Origin of the sequence: Streptomyces sp. NBC_00647, from assembly GCF_045207245.1 — a bacterium.
Lineage (GTDB): Bacteria > Actinomycetota > Actinomycetes > Streptomycetales > Streptomycetaceae > Streptomyces.
In genome coordinates this window covers 9,982,600-10,008,065 of record NZ_CP109040.1, presented here as the reverse complement: position 1 = coordinate 10,008,065, position 25,466 = coordinate 9,982,600, and the positions used below count along the sequence as shown (strand labels likewise).

The 25,466-nt window shown below is 69.3% G+C and carries 25 protein-coding genes and 1 pseudogene; 9 read left to right on the top strand and 17 right to left on the bottom strand.

The window, feature by feature from the left end:
- Positions 1–56: 56 nt before the first annotated feature.
- Positions 57–800 (bottom strand): SOS response-associated peptidase, encoded by a 744-nt coding sequence (locus tag OG788_RS44140; protein ID WP_406376508.1) that lies wholly within the window; start codon positions 798–800, stop codon positions 57–59.
- 348 nt (positions 801–1,148) lie between these two features.
- Here OG788_RS44140 and OG788_RS44135 point away from each other — a divergent pair.
- Together OG788_RS44135 and OG788_RS44130 are read left to right on the top strand one after the other, a co-directional pair.
- Positions 1,149–1,934, top strand: a pseudogene (locus OG788_RS44135) (ABC transporter permease); the annotation flags it as partial.
- Positions 1,822–3,090, top strand: a complete 1,269-nt coding sequence (locus OG788_RS44130) for a HEAT repeat domain-containing protein (protein WP_406376507.1) — start codon at positions 1,822–1,824, stop codon at positions 3,088–3,090. The pseudogene OG788_RS44135 and the gene OG788_RS44130, both read left to right, overlap by 113 nt.
- A gap of 145 nt (positions 3,091–3,235) precedes the next feature.
- Here OG788_RS44130 and OG788_RS44125 read toward each other — a convergent pair whose 3' ends face one another.
- The 4 genes from OG788_RS44125 to OG788_RS44110 form a co-directional block, all read right to left on the bottom strand.
- Positions 3,236–4,525, bottom strand: coding sequence for a phosphatase PAP2 family protein (locus tag OG788_RS44125; RefSeq protein WP_406376506.1), 1,290 nt, complete (start codon positions 4,523–4,525; stop codon positions 3,236–3,238).
- Between the two features lie 256 nt (positions 4,526–4,781).
- Positions 4,782–6,011: an RNA polymerase sigma factor gene (locus OG788_RS44120; RefSeq protein ID WP_406376505.1), complete on the bottom strand. Its 1,230-nt coding sequence runs from the start codon at positions 6,009–6,011 to the stop codon at positions 4,782–4,784.
- A complete protein-coding gene (locus OG788_RS44115; RefSeq protein WP_351542346.1) occupies positions 6,008–6,331 on the bottom strand; it encodes a YciI family protein in 324 nt (107 codons plus the stop codon). Before OG788_RS44115 ends, OG788_RS44120 begins: the two co-directional genes overlap by 4 nt.
- A gap of 226 nt (positions 6,332–6,557) precedes the next feature.
- Positions 6,558–6,965: a MarR family transcriptional regulator gene (locus tag OG788_RS44110; RefSeq protein WP_351542382.1), complete on the bottom strand. Its 408-nt coding sequence runs from the start codon at positions 6,963–6,965 to the stop codon at positions 6,558–6,560.
- A 183-nt stretch (positions 6,966–7,148) separates the two neighbouring features.
- Here OG788_RS44110 and OG788_RS44105 point away from each other — a divergent pair, with 183 nt between their 5' ends.
- The 3 genes from OG788_RS44105 (at position 7,149) to OG788_RS44095 (ending at position 10,986) form a co-directional block, all read left to right on the top strand.
- A complete protein-coding gene (locus tag OG788_RS44105) occupies positions 7,149–8,657 on the top strand; it encodes an MFS transporter (RefSeq protein WP_406376504.1) in 1,509 nt (502 codons plus the stop codon).
- A gap of 44 nt (positions 8,658–8,701) precedes the next feature.
- Positions 8,702–9,517 carry a maleylpyruvate isomerase family mycothiol-dependent enzyme gene (locus OG788_RS44100; protein ID WP_406376503.1) on the top strand — a complete coding sequence of 272 codons (816 nt, stop codon included), beginning with the start codon at positions 8,702–8,704 and terminating at the stop codon, positions 9,515–9,517.
- A gap of 215 nt (positions 9,518–9,732) precedes the next feature.
- Entirely contained in the window at positions 9,733–10,986 is a 1,254-nt protein-coding gene (locus OG788_RS44095; RefSeq protein WP_406376502.1) for a hypothetical protein, read from the top strand.
- Between the two features lie 99 nt (positions 10,987–11,085).
- Here OG788_RS44095 and OG788_RS44090 read toward each other — a convergent pair whose 3' ends face one another.
- The 7 genes from OG788_RS44090 to OG788_RS44060 form a co-directional block, all read right to left on the bottom strand.
- Entirely contained in the window at positions 11,086–11,535 is a 450-nt protein-coding gene (locus OG788_RS44090) for a response regulator (protein ID WP_406376501.1), read from the bottom strand.
- A complete protein-coding gene (locus OG788_RS44085) occupies positions 11,532–13,142 on the bottom strand; it encodes an ATP-binding protein (RefSeq protein ID WP_406377004.1) in 1,611 nt (536 codons plus the stop codon). Before OG788_RS44085 ends, OG788_RS44090 begins: the two co-directional genes overlap by 4 nt.
- Before the next feature lie 53 nt (positions 13,143–13,195).
- Positions 13,196–14,413: a PP2C family protein-serine/threonine phosphatase gene (locus OG788_RS44080; RefSeq protein ID WP_406376500.1), complete on the bottom strand. Its 1,218-nt coding sequence runs from the start codon at positions 14,411–14,413 to the stop codon at positions 13,196–13,198.
- 164 nt (positions 14,414–14,577) lie between these two features.
- Positions 14,578–15,012 carry an ankyrin repeat domain-containing protein gene (locus OG788_RS44075; RefSeq protein ID WP_406376499.1) on the bottom strand — a complete coding sequence of 145 codons (435 nt, stop codon included), beginning with the start codon at positions 15,010–15,012 and terminating at the stop codon, positions 14,578–14,580.
- 168 nt (positions 15,013–15,180) lie between these two features.
- Positions 15,181–15,792, bottom strand: a complete 612-nt coding sequence (locus OG788_RS44070; protein WP_406376498.1) for an acetoacetate decarboxylase family protein — start codon at positions 15,790–15,792, stop codon at positions 15,181–15,183.
- The gene (locus OG788_RS44065; protein ID WP_406376497.1) at positions 15,789–17,501 is read right to left on the bottom strand and encodes an FAD-dependent oxidoreductase; all 1,713 of its coding nucleotides are present in this window, start codon (positions 17,499–17,501) and stop codon (positions 15,789–15,791) included. Before OG788_RS44065 ends, OG788_RS44070 begins: the two co-directional genes overlap by 4 nt.
- A complete protein-coding gene (locus tag OG788_RS44060; RefSeq protein WP_406376496.1) occupies positions 17,498–18,151 on the bottom strand; it encodes a TetR/AcrR family transcriptional regulator in 654 nt (217 codons plus the stop codon). Before OG788_RS44060 ends, OG788_RS44065 begins: the two co-directional genes overlap by 4 nt.
- Positions 18,152–18,360: 209 nt before the next feature.
- Here OG788_RS44060 and OG788_RS44055 point away from each other — a divergent pair, with 209 nt between their 5' ends.
- Together OG788_RS44055 and OG788_RS44050 are read left to right on the top strand one after the other, a co-directional pair.
- On the top strand, positions 18,361–19,695 hold the full coding sequence (locus OG788_RS44055; protein WP_406376495.1) for a flavin-containing monooxygenase: 1,335 nt from the start codon (positions 18,361–18,363) through the stop codon (positions 19,693–19,695).
- Positions 19,696–19,784: 89 nt separating this feature from the next.
- Positions 19,785–19,964 carry a DUF6480 family protein gene (locus tag OG788_RS44050; RefSeq protein WP_351542336.1) on the top strand — a complete coding sequence of 60 codons (180 nt, stop codon included), beginning with the start codon at positions 19,785–19,787 and terminating at the stop codon, positions 19,962–19,964.
- Between the two features lie 69 nt (positions 19,965–20,033).
- Here OG788_RS44050 and OG788_RS44045 read toward each other — a convergent pair whose 3' ends face one another.
- Positions 20,034–20,477: a DUF742 domain-containing protein gene (locus tag OG788_RS44045; protein ID WP_406376494.1), complete on the bottom strand. Its 444-nt coding sequence runs from the start codon at positions 20,475–20,477 to the stop codon at positions 20,034–20,036.
- 744 nt (positions 20,478–21,221) lie between these two features.
- Between OG788_RS44045 and OG788_RS44040 the strand changes: the two genes are divergently transcribed.
- Positions 21,222–21,545, top strand: a complete 324-nt coding sequence (locus tag OG788_RS44040; protein ID WP_406377003.1) for a hypothetical protein — start codon at positions 21,222–21,224, stop codon at positions 21,543–21,545.
- An 8-nt stretch (positions 21,546–21,553) separates the two neighbouring features.
- Here the strand turns inward: OG788_RS44040 and OG788_RS44035 are convergent, their stop codons facing one another.
- Positions 21,554–22,555, bottom strand: a complete 1,002-nt coding sequence (locus OG788_RS44035) for a hypothetical protein (protein WP_406376493.1) — start codon at positions 22,553–22,555, stop codon at positions 21,554–21,556.
- Between the two features lie 96 nt (positions 22,556–22,651).
- A complete protein-coding gene (locus OG788_RS44030) occupies positions 22,652–23,869 on the bottom strand; it encodes a PQQ-binding-like beta-propeller repeat protein (RefSeq protein ID WP_406376492.1) in 1,218 nt (405 codons plus the stop codon).
- Between the two features lie 474 nt (positions 23,870–24,343).
- Here OG788_RS44030 and OG788_RS44025 point away from each other — a divergent pair, with 474 nt between their 5' ends.
- Positions 24,344–24,922, top strand: a complete 579-nt coding sequence (locus OG788_RS44025) for a dihydrofolate reductase family protein (protein WP_406376491.1) — start codon at positions 24,344–24,346, stop codon at positions 24,920–24,922.
- On the opposite strand, the gene OG788_RS44020 is transcribed toward OG788_RS44025, so the two are convergent.
- Both OG788_RS44020 and OG788_RS44015 read right to left on the bottom strand, forming a co-directional pair.
- Positions 24,894–25,184, bottom strand: coding sequence for a helix-turn-helix domain-containing protein (locus OG788_RS44020; protein ID WP_406376490.1), 291 nt, complete (start codon positions 25,182–25,184; stop codon positions 24,894–24,896). The two genes, OG788_RS44025 and OG788_RS44020, sit on opposite strands and share 29 nt — an antisense overlap.
- On the bottom strand, positions 25,166–25,465 hold the full coding sequence (locus OG788_RS44015) for a Tn3 family transposase (RefSeq protein WP_406376489.1): 300 nt from the start codon (positions 25,463–25,465) through the stop codon (positions 25,166–25,168). The genes OG788_RS44020 and OG788_RS44015 overlap by 19 nt, the downstream gene beginning before the upstream one ends.
- Position 25,466 lies beyond the last annotated feature (1 nt).

Below are 25,466 nucleotides of genomic sequence, written 5' to 3'. Positions count from 1 at the left end.
CACACGGCGTGTGTGGGAGCAGGCGGGAGTCCCAGGCCTTTAGGCCCGGGAGGATGTCAAAAGGGGATCTCGTCCAGGAGGTGGGGGCCGTTGTTGCGGACGTTGTTGACGGCCGGTGAGACGGGGCGGGCGTCGAGATGGCCCTCGGCGGGCTGGGTGAGCAGGGCGCGCAGGTCGTCCGTGTCCTGGTGGTGGGGGTCGAGCCAGGGGTCGTAGTGATCGGGTGTGAGGGCCAGTGGCATGCGGGGATGGACGCGGCCCGCCGTATCGGTGGCCTCGGTGGTGAGGATGGTGCAGGTGATCAGCCAGGCGGCGGGGTCGTCGTCCTGTTCCACCTCGGGGTTGCGCCAGTACTCGTACAGGCCGGCGAGCGCCATCACCTGCTCGTCCTGGGGGTGGATGAAGTACGGCTGCTTGCGGGGCTTGCCGGTGGCCTCGTCCTTGACCTGCTGCCACTCGTAGAAGCCGTCGGCCGGGAGCAGACAGCGGCGTCTGGCGAAGGCCCGGCGGTAGGCGGGTTTCTCGTGCACCGTCTCCACCCGCGCGTTGATCATCCGTGCGCCGGCTTTCGGGTCCTTGGCCCAGGACGGCACCAGGCCCCACCGCAGCGGCCGCAACTCCCGCTCCGCCGCTGCGGATTCGTTCTTCTGGCGGGGGATGCGCTCAAGGACGGCCCATACGGGGTCGGTCGGGGCGACGTTCCAGCTCGGCGCGAGGGCCTCTTCGGGACGCCAGTCGGTGACCTGGAACAGCTGGACCAGGTCCTGAGGGCTGCGGGTGGAGGCATAGCGACCGCACATGCAGCCCACTCTCCCACTCACCTGTGGTCTTCACTCGTGGTCTTGACCCGTGCTCGTCCCGTGTCGTGCGGACGGAGGCAGTCCTGGGCGTCGGCTGCGCGGAGGACGGGACCTCGACAGGTGATCAGCGGCGTGCGTCTCCGCCGCAGAGGCGCAGTGTGCTGTGCAGGCACAGTGCCTCCGCCTCGTGGGTGGTGAAGCGCCCGGTCGCGACCTCTGCCGCGGCGGTGTGCTGGAGCCCCAGGACGGCGGCGGCGAGCCAGGCCGCCGGGAGCGACGGGTCGAAGTCGCCCGTGTGCTGGCCGCGCTGGATGAGCCGTTCGAGCCGGGGGGGGCACGACGCCCTTCGTACTGGGCGGCCTGCTCAGCGACGGCGCTCGCTACCTGTTCGCCTCCGCCATCGTGCTGACCCTCGGCCTGATCATGGGTTACCGCCCCGAAGACGGCGCGTCCGGTGTGCTCGCTGCGGTCGCGCTCGTCGTCGTCTTCGGGCTCTCGCTGTCCCTGCTGTGGGCCGCGGTCGCCCTGGCCGTCCACGACCCGGCCGTCGTCATCAGCATCGCGAACGCCGTACTGATCCCGCTCTCGTTCGCCGGCAACATCTTCGTCCAGCCCCGTTCCATGCCCGGCTGGCTCCAGGCCTTCGTCGACGTCAACCCACTCAGCCATGTGGCGACCGCGGCCCGGGGCCTGATGAACGACGCCGGCGGCGTCGGCGGCGCGGTCGCCTGGTCCCTCACCGCGAGCGCCGTCATCGCCCTCGTGTGCACCCCGATCACGCTCCGCCTCTACGGCAGGCAGGGTCGAGCGCGCGCGTGGACGCCGACTGCTATTGCCGTGTCCCTCGGCCGCGTTCACGCGCGGACGGGTGATGGCGGCGGCGACCCGGCCCCGACGGGTGCGACCGATCACCAACGACCCTGGCTGACCGACCGTGTTCCCCTTCCCGCCGGCCTCTGCCGAGACGGACCTAGACTCGGCCGCGAGAACACGACGGGGGGACCGGCATTTGGGTACAGGTATGGATCCGGGCAGGGGTACGGATGCGAGCGCCGCAGCGGACGGCGAGTCCTCCCTGATCCGCGCGGTCCGGGCCGGAGACACGGCCCTGGTGAAGGACCTCCTCCTCCATGAACGCGACCCCGGCCCCCTCGACACCGCGTTCTGCCTGGCGGTGCGGACGTACTCGGCGGGCCTCGCCCAACTGCTGCTCGATCACGGCGCCGACCCCAGCAGTCACGGGCCGGACGAGCTGATGCCGCTCCGCGAGGCGGTCGAGTCCGGCTCGCCCGCGTTGGTCGAGGTGCTCCTGCACCGAAGAATCCGGGGGCGGTACCCGAGGTCCGAGCTGTTGCGGATGCGGGATCTTGCGCGCCACTGGCACGACACGGGGGTCGACACCGAACTGCGGCGCCGCACGGGCTCGCAGGATGCCGTCGGCCGCACCCGGGTCGAGGACGACGAGTACTACAGCGTCGACGAACTCACCCTCGGCGAGATGACGGTTCGCGACGGGCACGCGGCGATCCTCACGCGCCTGGAGGAACTGCTCGGGATCCGCTCCTCGTTCGAGGAGCTGACGGAACGCGCGTTGAGCCACTGCGACCAGGACCACGCCGCATGGGGAGCTGTCACCATCCTGCTGAGCTCCCGGTGCGACCATGAGACCTGGGCGGCTGCGGCGGCCCTGCGCACACATCCGGACCCCGCTCACCGGCTGTTCGGTGCCGAGGTGCTGCGGCTGACCCACCTCCTCGACGGCAGCGACGAGGACGCGTTCGCGGGCCCCGCCCTCAGCATCTTCGCCGAGTGGGCGACCGCGGAAGCGGATCTCGCCGTGCTCACCGAGGTGCTGGTCGCACTCGGAGAGCACGCCGACCCGCGCGCCGACGCGGCTCTCATGCTCTACACCGGCCATCCCGATCCTCGGGTACGGGGTGCGGTGGCGCGGGGGTTCGGCACGTGGTCGGAGTCGGCTGCCTTCTCCGATGATGTTCGTGAGGCGCTGCTGGTTCTGATGACGGACAAGGACACAGCGGTACGACGGGACGCCTGTCTCACGGTCGCCCAGGGCCGTGACCGCGATCCCGTCCTGGCCGATGCGATGGCCGCCCTGCTGGGTGACGCGGAGCGTCAGGTCCAGGTCGCCGCAGTGCACGGGCTGGCCCTGCACGACGACGAGCGGTGCGTGGAAGCGTCACGCGGTCTTGGGCGGCCGCGGCCCGGCGCCTTTCCCGAGGAGCACTACCTCGACGCTGTGTGGCGCTATGAAGGGCGCCACGGCGTGTGAGGTGCCCCGATCGGTCACGCCCGCCGAAGCGACAGGACACCATCACAAGGTGCGATGGCCGCCCCGCCGGCCGGCTCGGCTCCACTGGGCACCGCCAGTGCACGGCGGCCGGCCGGCGAGGACTGCGAGCGGGCGGCACCGTTCCTCACGCCAGTTCGGTCTGAGGTTCCGAGAGCTTCAGTTCCGGTTGTTGCGCGGGGGCATCGTCGGGATCCCACAGCTTGGTGGTCCGTACATAGGCGTAGATCACCGACGACATCGCCAGGACGAGAAGAGGGCCGAACGCCCAAGGGTGGGTGGCCATTTCCAACGGGATCCAGCGATACGACGCCAGCAGCCCGACGAAGACCGTCGTACCGTAGGCGACCAGCAGCAATCCCGGTCGGCTCCACCCGCGGTCGAACGAGCGCATCGCCGCCTCGATCGTGAGCGCGAACACCACACCGGCGAGAAGGTCGACGCCGTAGTGATAGCCGAACCCCAGCGTCGCGCTGAGTGTGGCGACGAGCCAGAAGGTCCCTACGGATCTCAGGAACCGTGAGCCCTTGCGGGAATGGATGAAGATCGCGGTGGCCCACGCGGTGTGCAGGCTCGGCATGCAGTTGCGGGGGGTGATCTCGTCGAACGGCACCGGGTGCGGGGTGGTGACCGGCGGCGGAATGTTCGGCCACAGGTTCGCCGCCGCCCAGTGCCCGCCGTCGGCGCCGTAGGCGAAGACCGGCCCGACCACCGGGAAGATCATGTAGATGCCCGGTCCCAGCAGGCCTATGGCCAGAAAGGTGCGCACCAGATGGTGGCCCGGGAAGCGCCGCTCGACCGCCACGTGACGTAGTTGATAGAGCGCGAAGACGGCTGCTGCCAGAGGGAGTTGGCCGTAGACCCAGTAGAGGACGTGGGGGCCGACGGGGTCGGTGGCCGCGACGATCCGGCCGGCCAGCCAGGAGGGGTTGCCCAGCGCGTGATCGGCCGTGGCCACGAACGGGTCGAGCACCGTCGGGTGGGTCGCCGCGGTGATGTGGAGCCAGGTGTCGCCGGTCTTGTGGCCGGCCATCAGCAGCAGGCCCAACCCGACGCCCTTGAGGAGCAGGACACGTTCCCGGCCGGTGCGGCGCGTGAGAGCGATGACCGCGTAGCCCAGAACCACCAGCAACGCGCCGTTGCCGAAGTTCATTTCGGCGTCGGCCGCCCACCGCACCAGGAAGAAGGCGACGTCGATGCCGATCGCGGTACCCATCGCGATGAAGCGTTGCCGCCAGGTGAGAACCACCATCATCAACGCCAGGCCGGCATACAGCAGAGGTCCTGAATCGGGGGCGAGGATCACCTCGCGTGCCTGGCTGGTGATCGGCCCCGGCACACCGTAGTGGCGCGCGGCAGCCTCCAGGGCGACGAGGAAACCGAGGGTCGCCACACTTGCGGTGACCCACAGGGTCATCCGGCCTCGGCGCCAAGCAGCGAACGCAGTGCCGCCTTTTATTCGTGAAAGTGCTCGCGTTATAGAAGAAATCAACTCTTTGGCCGCTTTGGTGTATTTGGTCGAATAGTCGCGTCTGTACCGAATCGAGAGAAGGGTAGGCGAATAGGGGTGATCTTTTGCGAGTCAATCACGTTGCCGAGCGAGTGCGCGTCATTTTTTCGGGCGACATATGGTGCGACTCTCGATCGATCTCCCGGTCCGCGGATCCGCGTGACTACCCCAGTTGGTCGCGGCGGCGGGTGAGGCAGGCGGTCTCGGCGGTATTGCCTGCCAGCTCGAGGGCTCTGTCGTAGGCCGCGCGCGCTTCGCCACTGCGGCCCAGCCGACGCAGCAGGTCGGCGCGGGTCGCGTGGTAGGCGTGATAGCCGGCCAACTCGTCGGCGAGGCGGTCGACAAGCGCCAGCGCCACCTGCGGGCCGTCGATCTCGGCGACGGCGACGGCCCGGTTGAGGGCGACGATCGGCGAGGGGTCGAGGCGGACGAGCTGGTCGTAGAGGGCGAGGACCTGCGACCAGTCGGTGTCGCGCACGTCGCGGGCGGAGGTGTGCACGGCGTTGATCGCCGCGCGGATCTGGTAGCGACCGGGGCGCTCACCGCCGGCCAGGCGCTCGCGTACGAGTCGATGCCCCTCGGCGATCAGCGCCGCGTCCCAGGCCCCGCGGTCCTGTTCGCCTAGGGCGACCAGTTCGCCGCTCGGCGAGATCCGGGCGGTTCGGCGGGCCTCGGTGAGCAGCATCAGCGCCAGCAGCCCGGCCACCTCACCGTCCTGCGGCATGAGGGCACGGATCAGGCGCGTCAGCCGGATCGCCTCGGCGGTCAGGTCGTGCCGTACGGGATCGGTGTCAGGGCCGGTCGCCAGGTAGCCCTCGTTGAAGACGAGGAAGAGGACGGCGAGTACGCCGGAGACGCGTCCTGGCAGGTCCTCGGCGGACGGCACCCGGTAGGGGATGCGAGCCCTTTTGATCTTGGCCTTCGCACGGGTGATCCGCTGCCCCATGGCACTCTCCTGCACCAGGAAGGCACGGGCGATCTCGCTCATGGTCAGTCCGCCGACCATGCGCAGCGTCAGCGCCAAGCGGGTCTCCATCGCGAGCGCCGGGTGGCAGCAGGTGAAGATCAGCCGGAGCCGGTCGTCGTCGATGGGCCCGAGAGGCTCGGGCGGGTCGTCGTACGACATCTGAGCCTCCTTCTGCTTGTCCTCGCGCTTGTTCTCGCGCCGGATCCGGTCGATGGCCTTGCGGTTGGCGGTCGTCGTCAGCCAGGCGCCGGGGTTGGGCGGTACACCGTCGGCCGGCCACCGCTCGACGGCGGTCGCGAACGCGTCGGCCGCCGCCTCCTCGGCGGTGTCGAGGTCGCCGAAGCGTCTGGCCAGGACGGCGATCACCCGCGCCCACTCCTCGTGGTGGGCCCGGGTGATCGCCTCCCGGACGTCGATCACGCTCACAGGAACGGCCGCACCTCGACCTTCCGGTTGCAGGCCTTCGAACCCTCGGTCGCGAGTTTGAGCGCCACGTCGAGGTCGGGAGCCTCGATGACCCAGAAGCCGGCGAGGTACTCCTTCGACTCCAGGTAGGGCCCGTCGGTGAACACCGCCTCCCCACCGCGGTTGTCGATCACCGTGGCCGTGTCGGGCGCTCCGAGGCCACCGGCGAAGACCCAGTGACCCTCGGCCTGGATCCGCTCGTTGAACACGTGGATCGCAGCCATCTCGTCCGGGTCGGCGAGGTCGGCCCTGTCATGGATCACGGAAAACAGGTACTGCATCGCGCATCGCCTCCTGTGCGCCGGGGACGCCCCTCACGGGCGACCGCTCACCCTTACTACGAACGCCGCCGCCCCGATCCGACACCACCCCGAATTCTTCGAGGACTTTTCCGGTACGCCGGCCGTGGGCGACCGGCACCGACGGTGTCCAGTCCGGATCCCCGAGGGCTTCGAGCGAGGAGATCCGGAAAACTGATCGCTCCGGCAGGCCCGCCCGCAGGCGAGCTCAGGGCCGGGTGGCGGTGTCCTGGGAGGTGAAGGCGCGCTCCAGCAGGGCGTACAGGGTGTCTCGCTCCTGCTCGTCGAGTCTGTTCAGGCCCGCTTGGGTGGTGTGCATCTTCCCGCGGATCACGTCGATGACCCGCTGCCCCTCCGCGGTCAGGACGACGTCCTTGACCCGGCGATCGGAGGGCCTCGGCTCGCGGCGTACCAGGTCGCGCTTCTCCAGCCGGTCGATGATCCCGGTCATGTTGGAGGCGTCGCAGGTGAGCGTGGTGGCCAGCGCGCTCATGGAGGCGGGCCCCCGGCGCAGCACGTTGAGCGTCTTGCCCTGGCTGGCGGTGAGGTTCTCGCTCGCAGCGGCGACCGTGAAGTCGCCGTAGTAGGCAGCCAGGGAGACCGAGAGCAGTTCCATGAGCTGGGCCGGGTCGCTGCGGGGAGTACCAGTCACGCTCGTCACCCTACGCCAGGAAACTTGACGATCTCAAATATTGATGGCTACGGTCTTGCTATTGCTTGAGTTCATCAAGCATCAACGTCCTCAAGCATCGACGTTCTCAAGTAGTTCCGACAGCTCTCAAGGTAGGAAACACTCTCCGTGTCTCACGAACAGCACACGGTCACCCGACGGCCCGCGGGCGACACCGCCGTCGTCCTGGTGCTCGGGCTTGCCGCCATGGTCGTCTCGATGATGCAGACCCTGGTCGTCCCGATCCTGGGGATCATCCAGAACGACCTCGACACCACGACGGCGAACGTGAGCTGGGTGACCACGGCCACGCTCCTGTCGGCCGCCGTCTTCACGCCCCTGCTCGGACGGTTCGGTGACCAGCACGGCAAGAAGCCGACCCTGGTGGGGGTACTGCTCGTGATGATCGCGGGCTCGGTGCTCGCCGCCACCACGACGTCGCTGACGTGGCTGATCGTGGGCAGGGTGATGCAGGGAGCGGCAACCGCGATCTTCCCGCTCGCCCTCTCCATCCTGCGCGAGGAGATCAGGCCTGAGAAGCTGCACGGCGCGATGGCCCTGGTCAGTGGAACACTCGCGTTCGGCAGCGGGCTCGCGCTGGTCGGTGCGGGGCTGCTGACCCGGGGCCTCGACCCCGACTACCACCGCGTCTTCTGGCTCGCCGTGGTGCTCGCGGTCGTCGCGCTGGCGGGCGTGGTGTTCGCGGTCCCCGCCTCCCGCACGAAAACGGGAGGGCGAACGGACTGGCTGGGCGCGGTGAACCTGGCGGTGCTGCTGGTGCTGCTGCTGGTGCCCATCTCGCAGGGGCACGCATGGGGATGGACGTCCGGCCGTACGCTCGGCGCCTTCGCCGGTGCGGTCGTGATGGCCGTCGCGTGGGTCGTCATCGAGCGCCGGGTCAAGGAACCGATGGTGGACATGAAGATGTTCGCCCACCGTCCCGTTCTCTTCACCAACCTGGCCGGGCTGCTGCTGGGCTTCGCGATGTTCGCCCAGTTCATCGGCGTCTCCTACCTGGTCCAGATGCCCGAGGACATCGCCGGTTACGGCTTCGGTGCCTCCGTGCTCCGAGCCTCCGTCGTGTACCTGCTGCCGACCACCCTCGTCTCGCTCGTGGGCGCCCAGCTCGGCGGTGTTCTGGTCCGCCGGCTCGGCGCGCGCGGCACGCTGGCCGCCGGTGCCTGCTTCGGCGTGCTCGGCTTCACCTGGCTCAGTGCCGCGCACGACACCCCTGCCTCCGTGATCGGCGCGGGCATGGTCATCGGTCTGGCGATCAGCTTCGGCTACGCCTCCATGCCCGCGCTCATCGTCGCCAGCGTCCCGGCCCACCAGACCGGCATCGCCAACGGCATCAACTCCATCTCCCGCTCGGTCGGAAGCGCCATCGCGAGTGCGGTGATCACCTCGCTGCTGGCGTCCAAGACCATTCCGCTGCCGCAGGGGATGCCGGCCCTGCCGCAGGAAGGCCAGTTCACGTTGAGCTTCGTGATCGCGGGAGTGGCGTTCCTGCTGGTTGTGGTCGTCGCCCTGTTCGGTATCAAGGCGGTGCACGCACCTCGTACGACAGCGCCGAGGAAGGTCACGGACTCCGGAACGACGCCGCTCGCCGATGCGGAAGCCGACCCCGAGCTCGTCTGATCACCGCCCTCCGGCATGCCCGCCCCTTCTCCGAAAGGCAGTTCATGACGACCTACGGCCATCCCGGTCACGACCGCTCCCCCGCCGCGGTCGACCACCCCACGGCGGTCGCGGCGGAGACCGCCCGCTTCGTCGCCACGGTCAAGAACGCCGACCTGGCCACACCCGTGCCCACCTGTCCCGGCTGGACGCTGGCCGACCTGGTCAAGCACACCGGCAGCGTCCAGCGCTGGTTCTCGGCGCTCATGCGGGCGCGCATCCAGGAACCCCCACGCACGCGTGAGGTGGACCTGCGGCTCCCGGAGCGGGAGGACGGGTACGCCGGGTGGCTGGACGAGAGTGCGACGGTCGCCGCGGACACGTTCGCAGCCACCGACCTGAGCCTGCCGATGTGGGCGTGGGGCGTCGACCAGCACACGCGCTTCTGGGCACGCCGGATGCTCTTCGAGACCCTGCTGCACCGGGCCGACGCCGAACTCGCACTCGGTCTCCGACCCGCGATCGACCGAACGGTCGCGGTCGACGGGATCGATGAGTTCCTGGTCAATCTCCCCCTCGCCACGTTCTTCGCCCCCAAGGTGGCCAACCTGCGCGGGCCCGACAGGACCATCGGCTTCCGCGCGACCGACGGGGACGACGGTTGGCTCGTACGCCTGCGGCCGGACGGCTTCGGGCTCGACGGGACCCGCCCCGCCACGGACACGGTTGTCCCTGCCGGCACCGCTGACGCGATCGTCCGGGGAACCGCCGCCGACCTGCTCTTGCTCGTCTACGGCCGCCTGCCCCACGCCGCTGAGGTCTTCACGGTCGAAGGCGACGAGCAACTGCTGGCCCACTGGTTCGCCAACTCCGCATTCTGAAACGGGGTGTTCGTCCGTCGAAGGTCGGCGACGGCGAGCGCATCCTCGTCAGCACCAGTACCCGTGCCCGTGCCCGTATGACCATGCAGGGAAGGCACCCGCGCGCGTGCCACTCGGGGACCTCCCGCGTCCGCGCCCGCCGTCCGGGGTGCCTGCGGACAGGTATGCTGCCCGCTCGCTGAGATCCGCTCCGAGGGCAGCGGTGAGGGGGAGCGTTGATACGCAGAGCAGTGGGCCTGGGGCGCAGGAGCCTGGTGGTGGTGACCGTGCTGGCCATTGCCGTCGCGGCAGACGGGTGCGGTGGGGGCTCCGAGCGAGGCGGCTCCCCCACCGCGGGCTCCGCCGGCGCGACCAACTCCGGTGACAAGGAATCTTCGCCGAAGGCCCCTGCGGGTTCCCTCACTTGGGAGTTCGCGCACATCGCGGATTTCAGCGGACGGTTCACGGACGTCGCCGCACTCGCGGATGACGACATCTGGGCGGTCGGGACCGCGGACGACGGCCGGTCCAACGCCCACCTGCTCCACTACGACGGTACGCGGTGGAAGCGGGAGCCGCTGCCCGAAGCGCTCGGCACCAGCGATTATCCGCCCGTTCTCCATGAGGTCGGCACGGAAACCCTCTGGCTGCAGCCACAGCCGCAGGCCTATGAAGAGAGCGGCTCGCATTCATGGGCGCAGTGGGACGGCGCCCGTTGGTCAGCGGTGCCGAACCCTCCGCCGGGCAATGTCGGGGACTTCGAGGCGAAACGCCCGGACGACGTCTGGGCCCTCACCGACGAGCTCACGGCCCAGCACTGGGACGGCACCCGATGGACCACGACCCGGTTGCCGTACGGCGCCTCGGACCTCGCGGTGGTGGGACGGGACGATGTCTGGGCCGTCGGCAGTCGCTCGACCGGGCCGGGCACCGAACTGGGCTACGGCGAGCGGTACAGCCAACCCGCCTCGATGCACTGGGACGGCACGTCCTGGAAGTCGGTCGAGACTCCGCAGGTCCGCTTCGAGAAGCCGATCCCACCGGAGCCCAGTGCCGGACTCCGGCAGGTCTTCGCACTCGACAGCGGTGAGGTGCGCGCGTACGGCAACAACTCCTTCAACCACGGCGAGATCGAGAACGAACCCGCGGACGAGTTCATCCGGCTGCGCTGGGACGGCTCGCAGTGGGTCGAGCAGGACCCCGCGCCCGGCGGGTGCGCTCTACGGACCCCGGTGGGCCAGGACGACAAGGGCCTGTTCCTCGACGGCAACTGGTACCTGACCGACGACGGCACGTGCGTGAAGATCAAGCGCCATCGCCTGCCCCTGTCCACCGGCGCCCGCAAGGATTCGAACCAGTCGCTGTGGCTGGAGGACATCCACCGGGTACCCGGCACCGACGCGTGGCTGGGCGCCGGACACATCCAGGTCAACCAGAGCGGTGACCCCTTCGACGCCCCCGTCGTCGTACGCCTGAGGAGCGGCGGCTGACGGCGGCCGCCCCAACGCGGAGACGGCCCGGTTCTGGAATTGCCTCCGCGTGGGCACGGTTCGGCGAATCCCCGGAAGGCTCCGGTGCCGCCTCGGCGTTCAGCCGTTCTGTCGCGGCAGGCGCACCACCTGGACGAAGAAGTCGTCGATCTGGCGGACGGCGGCGATGAACTGGTCCAGGTCGACCGGCTTGGTGACGTAGGCGTTGGCATGGAGTTTGTAGCTGCGCAGGATGTCCTCCTCCGCGGCGGAGGTGGTGAGCACCACGACCGGGATGTGCGATAGAGCCGGGTCCGACTTGATCTGCTCCAGGACCTGTCGTCCGTCGTACTTGGGCAGGTTGAGGTCGAGGAGGATCAGATCGGGTTGCGGCGCGCCGGTGTGGGCACCGCGCCGATAGAGGAAGTCGAGCGCCTCCTCGCCGTCCCGCACCACGTGCAGCGTGTTGCCGATCTTGTTGTCCTCGAAGGCTTCCCGGGTCATCAGCTCGTCGCCCGGGTCGTCCTCGACGAGGAGGACGTCGATGGGGGTGCCGCCAGGGGTTGTCATGTAAGGGCCTTGTCTTGGGTGCGGGCGTGAGTTCCTGCCGCCGCGTCGGCGGACGGGAGGGTGAAGCAGAAGCGCGTGCCGTCGGTGTAGGTCGTGTCGATCCAGATGCGGCCGCCGTGGTATTCGACGATCTTCTTGCACAGCGCGAGGCCGATACCGGTTCCGCCGTAGGCGTCGCGGCTGTGCAGCCGCTGGAAGATGACGAAGACCTTGTCCTCGAACTCGCGGGGGATGCCGATGCCGTTGTCGGTGACGCACAGGCGCCAGGCGTCAGGGTCCTCCGGATCCTGTTCGCACGTGATCCGGATGTGTGGCGTGCGCTCGGGGTGACGGAACTTGACGGCGTTGCCGACCAGGTTCTGCCAGAGCATCGTCACCAGCGTCGGGTCCCCGACGATCGGGGGCAGTTCGTCCGGTCGCTCGATGAGCGCGCCGCTGTCGGTGACAGAGCTGTCCAGGTTGGCCAGCGCCTTGCTGAGCGCCTGATCCAGATCGACGGGGAGGCGGGAGTCGTTGACGCGGCCCACGCGGGAGAAGGTGAGCAGGTCGTTGATGAGGATCTGCATGCGCTTGGCGCCGTCGACGGCGAAGTCGATGTACTGCCGGGCGCGGTCGTCCAACTGGTCGCTGTAACGCTTCTCCAGAAGCTGGCAGAACGAGGCCACCTTGCGCAGCGGTTCCTGCAGATCGTGGGAGGCGACGTAGGCGAACTGTTCCAGTTCGGCGTTGGAGCGGCGCAGCTCGACGGCCTGCGCGTCCAGGTCGGCGGTCTGCCGGGTCAGGACCTCCTGCTGCGCGCGGGAGGAAGCCAGTTCGGCGACGATCCGCTGCCGCATGTTCTCGACGTCCTCCGCCACCGCGGTGAGGTCCACCGGCCCTCCGCCGGTGATGACATGGTCGAAGTCGCCCTGTGCCACCCTGCGGGTGGCGGTCCGCAGGTCGTCCAGCGGACGTGTCACCAGCACACGTACCAGAACCGTCAGCACCACGCCGGTCAGCAGGAACACCACGACCATGGCGATGAGCACGGCGTCGCGGACCTTCCGCGAGTACGCCAGCTGGTCCTGACCGTCCTCGACCGCCGCCGCCAGCCCGGCCCTCTGCTCGGCCGACGCTCTGCGGATGCGGTCGAAGCTCTCCTTGCCGCGTTCGGCGGTCGCCCGGTCGATCGTGCGTGGCTTGCCCGGCGTGACGCGGTCGACGAGGGGGTCGGCGTAGGTGCGCCGCCACTCGGCCGCCAGCTTCTCGACCTTCTCCAGGTCGTCGAGGAGGCCGTGACGGTCGCCGATGAGATCGCGCATCCGGGCGGCGGCACGCGTCTCGTCCTTCTTGCCCTGATCGTAGGGGTCCAGGAACTGGCGGTCGGCCGCGATGGCGTAGCCGCGGATTCCCGTCTCCTGGTTCACCAGGGATGCCTGCAGCCGGTACGCCTCCGTCTGCGCGGGTTCGACGTCTCGGAGCAGATGGTCCGTGACGGAGGCCGTCCGCTGGAGCAGCACGGCGCCGATCACGGCGCCCACGACCACGAGCAGCGCCATGAAGGCCAGCACCAGCCGGATCCAGCCCTGCACTGTCAGCCGGCTTCCGGCCCACCGCTCGCCGGTCATGTTCCGTATCCCGTCCTCGGAGTCACTGTTCTCACGTTCGCTGTTCACAGCCATCAGCCCCAGCGCAGGTAGAGCACGGCGACGTCGTCGGCCAGGCCGCCCTGCCCCTCGGCCAGTGCCTCGGCCCGATTGATCAACCCGTCGACGAAGGCGGCCGGCCGCAGATCGGCCAGTTCGCGCGCCACCGCCAACAGCCCCTCCTCGCCCAGCCGCTCGGTGCCGCGTCCGACGCGGCCCTCGAACAGTCCGTCGGTGAACAGGACCATCGCCGTGCCCTCTGGGACGTCCAGGTCCTCCACGGGCCAGCGGGCGCCGCCGGGAAGGATTCCCAGCGCCGGCCCGCCTGTCACCTCCACCCACTCGACCCCGGAGGTCCCGCACAGCAGCACGCCGTGATGGCCTGCCCGCACCATCCGGACACGCCGTTGACCGGGGCTGACGGTGAGGATGACCAGGGTGGCGAAGACGCCCACCGTGGCCCGCTCGGCCATCAGGATCTCCTCGAGCCGGCCCACTTGGTCGGCGCCGGTGACACCGCTGAGCACCAGGGTGCGCCAGGCTATGCGCAGCGCGACCCCCAGGGCGGCCTCGTCCGGACCGTGTCCGGAGACGTCTCCGATCATGGCGTGGAGGGTGCCGTCGGCGCTCTGCACGATGTCGTAGAAGTCTCCGCCCAGCAGCGCGTGCGCGCGGCCGGGCCGGTAGCGGGTCACGACCTCCACACCGTTTCCCCGCAGCAGCGGGCGGGGCAGCAGCCCCCGTTCCAGGCGGGCGTTCTCCCGCGCCTGCATCTGACTCGCCTGCAACGCGACCGCGTCCTGCTCGGCCTGCTTGCGCTGGATCGCGTAGCGGACCGCCCGGCCGAACAGCTCCGGCTCGACCCGGCCCTTGACCAGATAGTCCTGCGCACCGGCCGCCACGGCCGCCAGACCGGTCCCCTCCTCGGCGAGTCCCGTCAGCACCACGACGGCCACGTGTTCGGCACGCTCCCGCACCCGCGACACCGCCTCCAACCCCTGCGCGTCCGGGAGATGCAGGTCCAGCAGTACGCAGTCCGGGGCCTCGGACGCGAGCACGTCGCACGCCTCGGCCATGGAGCGCACCCAGCGCAGGCGCATGCCGAGCGCGCTGTCGGCGACCATCTCCTCCACGAGCAGCGCGTCGCCCGGATCGTCCTCGACCAGCAGGACCGACGGCTCCTCCGTCCCCCAGGCCGCCGTACGGTCCAGTTCAGGCGAAGCCACGCCGGCAGCCCCAGGCTGCGACGTCATCATTGAATGAACCCCCCACCCGCCACCATTCCGCCGCTGCCTGACGGATAACTCCGCGAGCATACTCACGCTTCCCTCGGAGCACGGCGTCAGGAATGCCCCTGAGGGGCCGCCGGCCCCAGCCGGAAGCAGACGCCGGTGGCGTCCTGATGACGAACGATGACCTACGTGGTTCCCCCTGGGTGCGTGGCTCCCGCTGCGGTGAGGAGATCGGCGGTTTCGGGGTGGGGGCCGTTCTTCGCCCAGTCCAAGGGAGACCAGCCCGTTCCGTGATCTTCGCGAAGGTTCGGGTCCGCGCCGTGCGCCAACAGTTCGCGCACGGTTTCGGTGTGCCCCCAGCATGCGGCTGCGCACAGGGGTGTGCCCTCCGAACCGAGGCCTCTGCTCTCGGTGTTGGGTGAGATCCCGGCCGCCAGGAGCAGGCGGGCGATCTCCGCTTCTCCGTTCACGGACGCCATGTAGAGAGGGGTGGTGCCCTCACTGTCTCCCCGCTCGGGGTCGGCTCCAGCCCGCAGAACCGCCTTCACACGAGCGGCGTCACCTTCCAGAATCGCTTCGACGAGATGACGGGAGAGCCCCTTCCGCTTGCGCTGGTTCATGGGTGGCGAGGTTAGCGACCGGTACGAGGCGCAGCCATCCGTTTCCACTCGCCGGTGTTGCGGGAGTCGGTGGGGTCAGGGCTTCGCGGAAGAGGCGACACCCGCGAGGTTCTGGGCCGCCGGGCCCAGACCCGGTCGTACGTCGAGGCGTCCCGGTTCGCGGGCCGGTCAGTCTCCGAAGCGCAGGCTGAAGTCCCGCAGGGTCAGGCTGACCAGTGGCGGGCGGCGTGTGAGGGGGCTCAGTGGGCTGTGTGCCGGTGCCGTCCAGCGGGCCCGCGCGAACCTCAGGGCGGTCTTGCTGCTGACTTGGCTCGTCTTGAGCCGGCCGTCCAGGGTCTGCGCCACTTTGTACGAGACCGGCCAGCGGCCGGGCAGCCGCCAGGTCGGGCTGAAGCGGCTCGCGGCCAGGGCGCCCTCCCCCGTGCTGGCGGCCGCCTCGAGGACGTCGGCCCGGTCGAGTTCGAAGACGGCTCTTTCCTTCGGGATGCCCCATAAAGCACGCCCTCCGGCCAAGGAGGCTTCGTTGTCGACCCAGATGTCGGTGATGCAAGCGCGGGGCCGCCTCCCGTCGCGTACCAGCACCGCGCGGAGAAGTTCGTTGTAGTGCAGGACGCTCTCGTCCTCGTAGACGACCCAGGCCGCGCCGACCACGCCCCGGCCGAAGGCCGTGACGGGCACGGTGCCGGGGACGACCTGGGGCAGCTCACTGCGCGGCTCGAGCCACAGGGACAGATACATCTGCCCGGCGAGGTGCCAGGGCTGTTCGGGGTAGGGCGTCATCGCGCGTCCTTTCCGGTGGAGGGCGGCAGGCGCAGGGCCCCGGGAGCGGTGTCCGGGACCACGGGCCGACGCGGCGGTACGGGTTCGACCGGGCGGTAGCGCTCTCCGGGCTCGGGGCGGGGGTCGGGTTCGTCCTTGTTGGGCCACAGGGCCGTTGCGCGCTCCGCGAGGGCGGTGATCGTGAGGGAGGGGTTGACTCCCAGGTTCGCCGACACGGTGGAGCCGTCGATGACGTGCAGTCCGGGGTATCCGTGCAGCCGGTGATACGGGTCGACCACGCCGGTGGTGGCGTCGTCGCCGACGGTGCAGCCGCCGATGAGGTGGCCGGTGGTGGGTATGTCCAAGAGGTCTCCCCAGGTGCCGCAGGGCTGGCCTCCGATGTGGGCTGCCGCGACGCGGGCGGCCCGGTGCCCGGCCGGTATCCAGGTCGGGTTAGGGGCACCCTCGCCGGGGCGGCTGGTGAGGCGGCGCCGACCGGTTCTGGTGCGTCGCAGGAAGGTCGTCACCGAGTTGTCGGCGGTCTGCATGACGAGCAGGACGACCGATTGCCGGGACCAGCGACGCGGATCGTGCAGAGCGGGCAGGTGGCGTGCGTTGCGTGCCATGGCGGCGAGTCCCGTCAGCAGGCGGGACCGCCCCGGGACGGGGTCGGTGAGCAGCGCGCCGAGCAGTGCGAGCAGGTTGCTGCCGGGTCCGTAGCGGACGGGTTCCATGTGGGTGGTCGCGTCGAGGTGGACGGAGGAGGTGATGGCGACCCCGTGGGTGTAGTCCGCGTCGCGGTCCTTGGAGCGGACGCCGAGGATCGCCTCGGAGTTGGTGCGGGTCAGCCACCCGAGACGGGGTGAGACATCGGGGAGGGAGCCGTCGGCGCGCAGTGCGTGGAGCAGCCGTTGCGTGCCCAGGGCGCCCGCCGCCAGAACGACGTGCCGTGCGGTCAGTGTCCGCCGGCGGCGGCCCGCGACGGCGCCGGTGCGCGCCGAGGTGACGGCCCAGCCCTGGCCGTGTCGGGCGATGTGGGTGACGGTGCGCCGCTCCAGCACCGTTGCCCCGGCCCGCTCGGCGAGGCCGAGGTAGTTCTTGGGCAGCGTGTTCTTGGCGTTGTGCCGGCAACCGGTCATGCAGGCACCGCAGTTGAGGCAGGCATGGCGGGTGGGCCCGGCGCCGCCGAAGTAGGGGTCGGGGACGGGTTCGCCGGGTCGGGCGCCGGGCGGGCCGAAGTGGACACCGACCGGGGTGGGGCGGAAGGTGTCTTCGCAGCCCAGTTCGCGAGCGGTGTCCTTGAGCAGGCGGTCGGCCGCGGTGAACACGGGGTTGGGTGTGACGCCGAGCATCCGGCGCGCCTGCGCGTAGTAGGGGGCGAGTTCACGGCGCCAGTCGGTGATGGCGGCCCAGGCCGATCCCTCGTAGAAGGCGGCGGACGGCTCGTAGAGGGTGTTGGCGTAGCCGAGGGAACCGCCGCCGACGCCGGCGCCGCTCAGGACGAGCACGTCACCGAGCAGGGACATGCGCAGGATTCCGGTGCAGCCCAGGCGGGGTGCGAAGAGGTAGTCCCGGACGTGCCAGGACGTTCGTGGGAAGTCGGTGTCGGCGAAGCGCCGTCCCGCTTCCAGCACCGCCACGTCGTATCCCTTCTCGGTCAGTCGCAGGGCGGTGACGCTTCCGCCGAAGCCCGAACCGATGACGAGGACGTCGTGGTCGAAGGCGGTCACCGGTCGCCCCGTGCGGCGAAGCCGGCGAGCAAGGGGGTGACGAGGCGTTCGAGGTTGTCACGGCGGGTCTGGGGATGGCGGGCCGTGAGCGGGACGGGGCCGTCCAGTCCTGGGGTGTGGGTGACGAGGGCGAGGTGCGGGAGCATGACGAGCAGCAGGGAGAGCAGGGCGTCCAGGTCGGCGTCCTTGCGCAGGTCACCTCCCTTGACAGCGCGCTCCAACAGGGGGCGCAGGCCGCTCAGATAGATCTCGTTCACTGGAACCCGTACCGCGTCGCGGACGGCCTGGTCCATCTCCATGTTGGTGGCGGCGGTGACCCCGCGTTCCAGGGGGTGCGTGGCGAAATAGTCGAGCCAGGCTTCCAGCGCGTCGAGGAGATGGAGAGGGAACGCCCTGGTGCCGTCATAGCCGTCGAGCCAGGGCTTCATGTGGGCGTAGATGCGCAGCGATGTCTGTTCCGCGACGTAGGTGAACAGGTCGAGCTTGCCGGAGAAGTACTGGAACAAGGAGCCCTTGGCCACGCCGGCCTCTCGGGCGATGACGTTGAGGCTGCCCGTGGAGTAGCCGTGGGTGCCGAATTCGTCCATGGCGGCGACCAGGACGCTCTCCCGCCGGGCCGGGGAGAGCCGGGTCCAGGTAGGTGTGGGCATGGGGCGCTCCTGTGGGTGACCGGGCGGTCATGTGACCGCCCGGTCATCGTGGGACGCCCGTCATGAAGTGTCAACGCGTCTGACAGGAAAGCATGTTGAGATTTTTCGCAGAGCCGAGAAGCCTGCCCCGCCCCATTGACACCGCGTGGCGCGAGCTCCAGCCTGTGACCACTCGGTCACATGACCGAGTGGTCACAAGGGGCGTGGACATGCGCAAGGTGTGTGTGATCGGGGCGGGCTCATCCGGAATCGCCGCCTGCCAGGTGCTCGCGGAGCGCGGCATCCCGTACGACTGCTACGAACTGGGCTCCGAGGTCGGCGGCAACTGGAGGTACCTGAACGACAACGGCCTGTCGTCCGCCTACCGCTCCCTGCACATCAACACCTCGCGCCAGGTCATGGAGTACGCCTCCTACCCGATGCCGCCGAGCAGTCCCGACTATCCCGGTCACGCGCACATCGCCCGCTACTTCGACGCCTTCGTGGACCATTTCCGGCTGCGCCCGTCCATCGCCTTCCGTACGGAGGTGGTCGATGTATCACCGGCCACCTCCGGCCGGTGGACCGTGACCCACCGCCACCGCGACACGAATCGGCAGGCGGAAACCACCTACGACGCCGTCCTTGTCGCCAACGGACATCACTGGAAGCCCCGCTGGCCGCAGCCGGCCCTGCCGGGAGCCACCGACTTCGCCGGCACGCAGACCCACGCACACGACTACCGGACACCCGAGCCCTACACCGGCCGGCGCGTCATGGTGCTCGGTATCGGCAACTCCGCCTGCGACATCGCCGTGGAGACCTCACGCGTCGCGCAGCGGACGATCCTCGCGACGCGCCGCGGTGCGCACATCCTTCCCAAGTACCTGTTCGGCACACCGACCGACCACCTCACCAACTCGTGGCTGGCCAAGACCCCGCTGGCCCTTCAGGACCGCGGCCTGCGACTGCTGTTGCGCCTGAGCCGAGGCCGACTGACGGACTACGGACTGCCCGCGCCGGCCCACCGCGTTCTGGCCGCACACCCGACCATCTCCGACGACCTCCTGTCACGGCTCGGACACGGAGACATCGTGGTCAGGCCCGCCCCGCAACGCCTTGAGGCGAAGCGGGTGCTCTTCGAGGACGGCAGCGCGGAGGACATCGACACGATCATCTACAGCACGGGATACGACATCTCCTTCCCGTTCCTCACAACCGAGCTGATCGACCCCTCCGACAACAACCTGGGTCTCTTCCACCGTGTCGTCGCACCCGGACACCCGGGTCTGTACTTCATCGGCCTCATCCAGCCGCTCGGCGCGATCATGCCGCTGGCGGAGGCGCAGGCGCACTGGGTCGCCGACCTGCTCCAGGACAGGTGCGCCCTGCCCGCGCGACAGGACATGATCGCCGAGGTCGACGCCTACCGTGCCCGCCTGAAGCGGCGCTACGTCGCCTCGACCCGGCACACCATCCAGGTGGACGCACGGGCCTACCTGCGAGAACTGGCCAAGGAGCGCCGTCGCGGCGCCGCGCGCGCCCGCAGGCGACCGCCCCACTGACCTCCGCGCGCACCGCGGTCGGCCGACGGGCAGCGAACGTCGCCCGGTGCGAAGATGCGCCGTCACAGGTTCGGAGGGACCGTTGAGAGATGACACATTCCCTCGTACCCCCAGGTGAGACCCCGCCCGCCGAAGGCTGCATCGCCGAAGCGCATCAGGAGCGGCCGGACGGCGGAATCTGGGAACACCCCTATTTCTGGCTCTCCCTCATCGTCATCGGCTCGGTGGTCGTCGCGGGCTTCTTCGTGGCCCGGATCGGCGGACTCTGAGCGGCACACCTGTCGCCGAGCGGCCCCCGCACGGCCCGAGTGCCGCGCGAGGACCTGCCATCGGCCCTCCTAGAGTCTCCGAAGGCCGCTGAGCACCTTTTCGAGCAGCGTCACGTGGGGCCTTCCCCCATGGGCGTCGTCCCCTTGAGGCTGTTGCACCGTTACGAGGCCCGCCTCCGCGAGATCCGCAACGAGGATTCGGGCGACTCCCAGCGGAATGGCGAGGTGCGCGGAGATCTCCGCGACCGACTTGACCTCTTGGCAGAGAACGCAGATCCGATAGGCCTCCGGCGTCTGAGCACGAGGCTCCCAGAGGTCTGTTCTGGTGCTGACCAGCGCCTCGATGGCGAGGTGGTGGCTCGGGCGGGTGCGGCCTCCGGTCATGGCGTAGGGGCGGACGAGGGCGGAGGGCTTGGCTCGGCCGCCCGGTGCCGCGTGGAGTCGAGGATCCTGAGCCGTGGACGGCGGCGGACGGTATGCCCTGTACGGATCGCCACCGGGGGGCGTCGTCACGGTTACTGCTCCATTCGGCTGGCGCACCCGAGGACGTCGGGTACCGGAAACGGCCCACTACCGGTGCCGGCAGAAGGTGCGCGTTCATGAACCACACGGTCCGAGCCTGCGCAGCGTGCGGGCGTGCGACGTGCGCTGCGTGGCACAGGACACGGCCCCGAAGCGGGACCCTCGTCGTAATCGATTACGAATCGATTCACAAGAAGGACACTAGCCGCCGCGGCGTCCTCACGGCGGATCTTGGCGTACTTCGTACCCCAGTTCGGAAATCGGCATATGCCGCCACCCCGTTCTGCCCGTGCGAGCGACAGAGTCACCCGGCTCGCGCCCACGACGCCGGGCACAACAACCCCTCGAAGCAAGGCGAGTTGGTCATCGACACCCGCCTCACTCACCGGCCGCGGTCGGCCCACTGCTCCTACGGGACCGCCCCGGGCTCCGTCGCCCAGCCGTTGTCTGCGGGAGGACGCGACAGGCCTCGACGACTCCCCCGGTCACCGATGGGTATCCGGCCCGCCGGCCGCATCGATACCGTAATCGCGTGGATCAGGACCAACGGCTCCTTCACAGCTCGTCGTTCGGCGCGGCGGCCGCCGCTTACGCCGAGCACCGCCCGGACTACGCGCAGAACAGGGTGCGTTGGGCGCTCGAGCAGCAGGGTCGTCAGCAGAAAGGGACCGATGTAGTTGGTGACGGTCTGCAGATCCAGGCCGTCGGCCCGAGGAGCACGACCGCAACAGCCGGATCAACGCCGCGCTGCTGCGCGCGGCTGTCACCCGGGACGGGCCCGGCTCCCCCGCGGCGGACCTGGCCGACATCCTGCTGCGCACCAGCGACGAGTTCGCGCGACTGTGGGAGCGCCACGAGGTGGGCCTGCGGTGGAGCGAAACCAAGCGATTCGTCCATCCCCAGGTCGGACAGCTGGACCTCTACTGCCGACTCCTGCTCGAGCCGGACCAGGGGCAGTCGCTGCTCATATTCACCGCCACCCCGGGCACGGAAAGCCACGAGAAACTCGACCTGCTCCCTGTGCTGGGCACGGACCGTTTCACGGCCGACACCGAGTGACTGCGGCGTCAGTCGTGGTTCCCCGATCGACCTGGTGCTGACGGCGGCAGGCTCTCAGTCAGTCGGTCGACGCCGAAGCCGCTGATCAGTAGGCGTTCCTTGCGGCTGCCGGTGAGGAGTTGGCTCCAGTCGACGAAACCGCCGTCGGCGACTTCCACGAAGTGGTCCTCAACCCCGGCACAGATCTTGAAGCAAACGCCCGTGTAGTAGCCGCTTCCGCTTGTCCGGTCCGGGTCCTCGAGCACGGCGATGCCGGGAAGCGCGCCGAGATCATCACACAGTCGTCCGATGACCGGGCGACTCGCATCGTCCAGGCAGGTGAGCCCGATCCGTGCGCGCTGCACTCCGGCAGCGGCAAGCGCCCGGGCGGCGAACCGTAGATGTTCGGTCAGCTGCTGGTACTCGAAGGATCGGTTGCCGGTGTCCCGACCGGCGGTCACCAGGCCGAATATCTGAAAGTGGGCGAGCATCCCGGGGGTTTTGAAGTGCTGTGCGCGGACGACTCGCTGACTTGCCGCCAGTCGGACCGGCGTACTTGAACGAGCATCTGCGGCCAGAGCCTGGGAACGGCGCAAGGACGCCTCCAAGGCCAAGGCGTTCGTCGGGTCGGCGGCAACCTCGCTGCCGCGAACCGTTGCGATCACCTTGCGCGGATCGACGGTCGCGACGGCTGAATGAGCCGCCAGCGGCAGCACCGGGGCCGGCACGAGCATCTCGAAGTCGTCGGGCAACGCGGACAACAAGGCGTCTTCGGTGCGGCGCAGTGCGGCGAAGCTGATCGGTGCAGGCGCCACGAACCGATCGCTGCGGTACCGCCGCATCACCTCCGCCGGTGAGAGCTGGTCTGCTCGGCGCCGGAACACCTCGAGCAGCAGCGTTGTCAGATCGCCACCAGACATACCCTCGGTCAGCAGATCCAACAGCTCCGTGCCGCGAGGCCGTCTCAGGATTCGTCGTAATGCCGGGTTGGCCTGGATTTCCCCATCGGGATCGGGATCATCACGCCTCATGAATAGGCAGTATCGCCGGACCGGTTCCGCTGGACGAGGGATTATCTGGCGTGCGGACGGGCCCCGCCGCCGGTCGGTGATGTGGCGCGGGCACGGTCAGTCCGTGGCGATCAGTAGGCGCCCCCCGCCGTCTCGCCACCCGATGCTCAGCGCGCCGTCGGCGATGTCGAAAATGTCGAGCTTCCCGAAGTAGCCGGAGTCGCTCCGCGCGGTCATGACCGGCAGCCGCAGGGTGTGGAGCAGGCGGCCGGTTCCCGCATCGAGAATGAGCAGCTCGGCATGGATCCGGCGCCCCGTGTCCGCGTCGGTGAGGAAGGGCTGGCGTACGACGTACACGCGGCCGTCGGTGATCTCGGGGAACCCGTACTCCTGTCCTGCCGGCGCCCGCACCTGCCAGGAGGGGTGACCATCTCGGGCGTCGTAGGCGCGCAGGAGCGTGTCGTGCTCCTCCGAACGCTCTTTCGGGTCGGTGCCGGACAGGACGGTGCCGCTGCCCGCGGCGACCACGTCCCACCCGTCCAGAGGGAGAGTGCCGCGTGGAGAGATCCCTTGACGGTTCATGTCGAGCAACCGGATGGTCCGTTGGTGGCCCAGGTCCGGAGCGACGACGGTGTGCGCGTCGCCCCAGGCCGTTTGCTTGGGGTCCACGGTGCGCCGGCGCCACAGGACCTTGCCCGTGCGGTCGTCGACACCGAGCAGAACGTCGTACTCGTCCCGGTCGACACTCGTCACGTTGCACATCACGTGGACGGCGCTCAGATGGTCCGGCATGGCGTGCACGGAGAAGACGAGTACATCGGCACAGGACTCAGGCATCTTCACCGTCCACAGGCTCCGACCGTCACGCTCGTCGAAGGCACGCACGGCGCCGGGCGCCCCGGTGACGACCTGGCCGCGGACGAGGTCCACGGACCGATAGCCGTGTTCCCGGATCTCTGCGCGCCACAGCAGCTTGCCCGTACGCAGATCGATGCCGACGAGCCTTCCGTCAGCGTGGCCGATCACCGCGGTGCGTTCCGACGCCTTGAAATCCATCACGACGTCCTTCGGCTCCCGGCGCTCATAGCGCCAGTACTCCTTGCCGGTCCGCAGGTTCAGCGCCGTCACGCCGAAAGCCGTCCACCGCAGGGACAGTCCGTGCGCCAAGGCTCGCTCGTCCGCGGTCCGGCGTACGACGCGTTCAGGCGCGATCGGGGCGCCCGCGGCGAACGCGGCGGGAAAGGAGCCACGGGCTCCGGTGAACACGTCCCCCGACGGGTTCCGGCTGGGGCTCACCAGCAGACCGATCACGAGGAGGGCCAGCACGATCAACACACCCCACGCCTGGCCGCGGGCCCTCTGTACGTCCGCACGGCTCGGAACAGGCCTGCCCGGTCCCCTTGGCAGCCCCACCCCTGGCTCTCCCAGCAGATTCATCCGTTGCACCATGACTGCCCCCCACAGGCCCTGCCTCCCGTCACGGCGACAAGGCGGCTCAGGGATCTTCACCCTCGTACAAGGAGCCAGGCAAGTAGGGCCGCCGTCGAAACGCGTCGATCGGCCCGCTTCGGGTGGGCATGGCGCCATGGAGCATTCACGATGCGGAGGCGGATCGCCTGGGAAATGCTTGCTGAGGGTGTCCCGCATCTCCTGTGCGGCTATGCCTGAGGAGCACCGTCGCCCTGCGCCGCATCCGGGTCGGCGCCGGACTCCAGGAGTCCGTGAACGATGAGTTCTGCTGTGGTCTCCGGTCTCTATCCACACACCCGAAATCCACACACCCGAACAACCGCACTCGAGGAGAACGTCATGACCGCTACCTACACCTTCGACGTCTTTTCCAGCCTCGACGGCTTCGGCGCCGCCGGCGGCAACTGGACCGGCTATTGGGGCAAGCAAGGCCCCGAGCTCCTCGACCGCCGCCTCGCCCTGTACGACGAGGAGCAGCGGATGGTCTTCGGGGCCAACACGTACAGGGCGTTCGCACAGATGATCGCCTCGAGCACCGACGAGTCCGAGGTACGTGACCCATGGGTCACGCGGATGAGGAGCCTGCCGGCGACGGTGGTGTCGACCACCCTGGAAGAACCCCTCGACTGGCCGGATGCGAACGTCGTGAGCGGCGACGCCATCGACGTCGTCGCTCGGCTCAAGAAGGAATCCGACGTAGCGCTGCGCTCGCACGGCAGTCTGTCGATGAACCGGGCGCTGATGGCCGCCGGTCTGGTCGACCGCGTCCAGGTGACGCTCTTCCCCGTGATCACCGGCCAGACCGGGCTGGACCCCATCTTCCAGGGTGCGGCCGACTTCGACCTCGAGCTCATCGAGCACCGGACGCTCGACGGCCACATCCAAGAGCTCATCTACCGGCCCAACCTGCATGTGTGAGAGAGGCCGCGAGCGCCTCGTCCAACCGGACTGCGGTCAACGCCCGGAACTCGTGGCCGAAGTGGGCGTGGTCGAAGTAGCCTGCGCCACCGGCGAGGTCGCCCAAGTCGATCGGTCCGGCGGGGTTAATCGCGAACACGGTGGCGGCGAAGCGGTAGGTTCGGGCCAGCCGCTTCGGCGTGACGTCGATGAGCTCTTTGAACCGCTGTGCCAGATGAGTGCTGCTGACCCCGGCTGCCACCCTCAGGTCGCCGATCGCCACCGCCCCGCGTCGCCGCGATGACACTGCTCGTATGGCGGACCAGCCCCAGGACGGCGGTCTCGCACAGCCGTCGCATCAGCTCCTCCTCGAGCAGCGTCCAGGCGGAGAACCCGTTTGCAGGCCTCGGCCTTGTTGGTGGCCGCGGTCACCCGTGCTCGCAGCCCCGAGTCGGCGAGGAACCGCAGCAGCGCCACGGTCCGCATCACACGCCCGACCTCCCGGAACGCCTTGTAGTTCTGGATTTTGCGCGAGTTCGACGACAATCGGCGCATCAGCGTCACC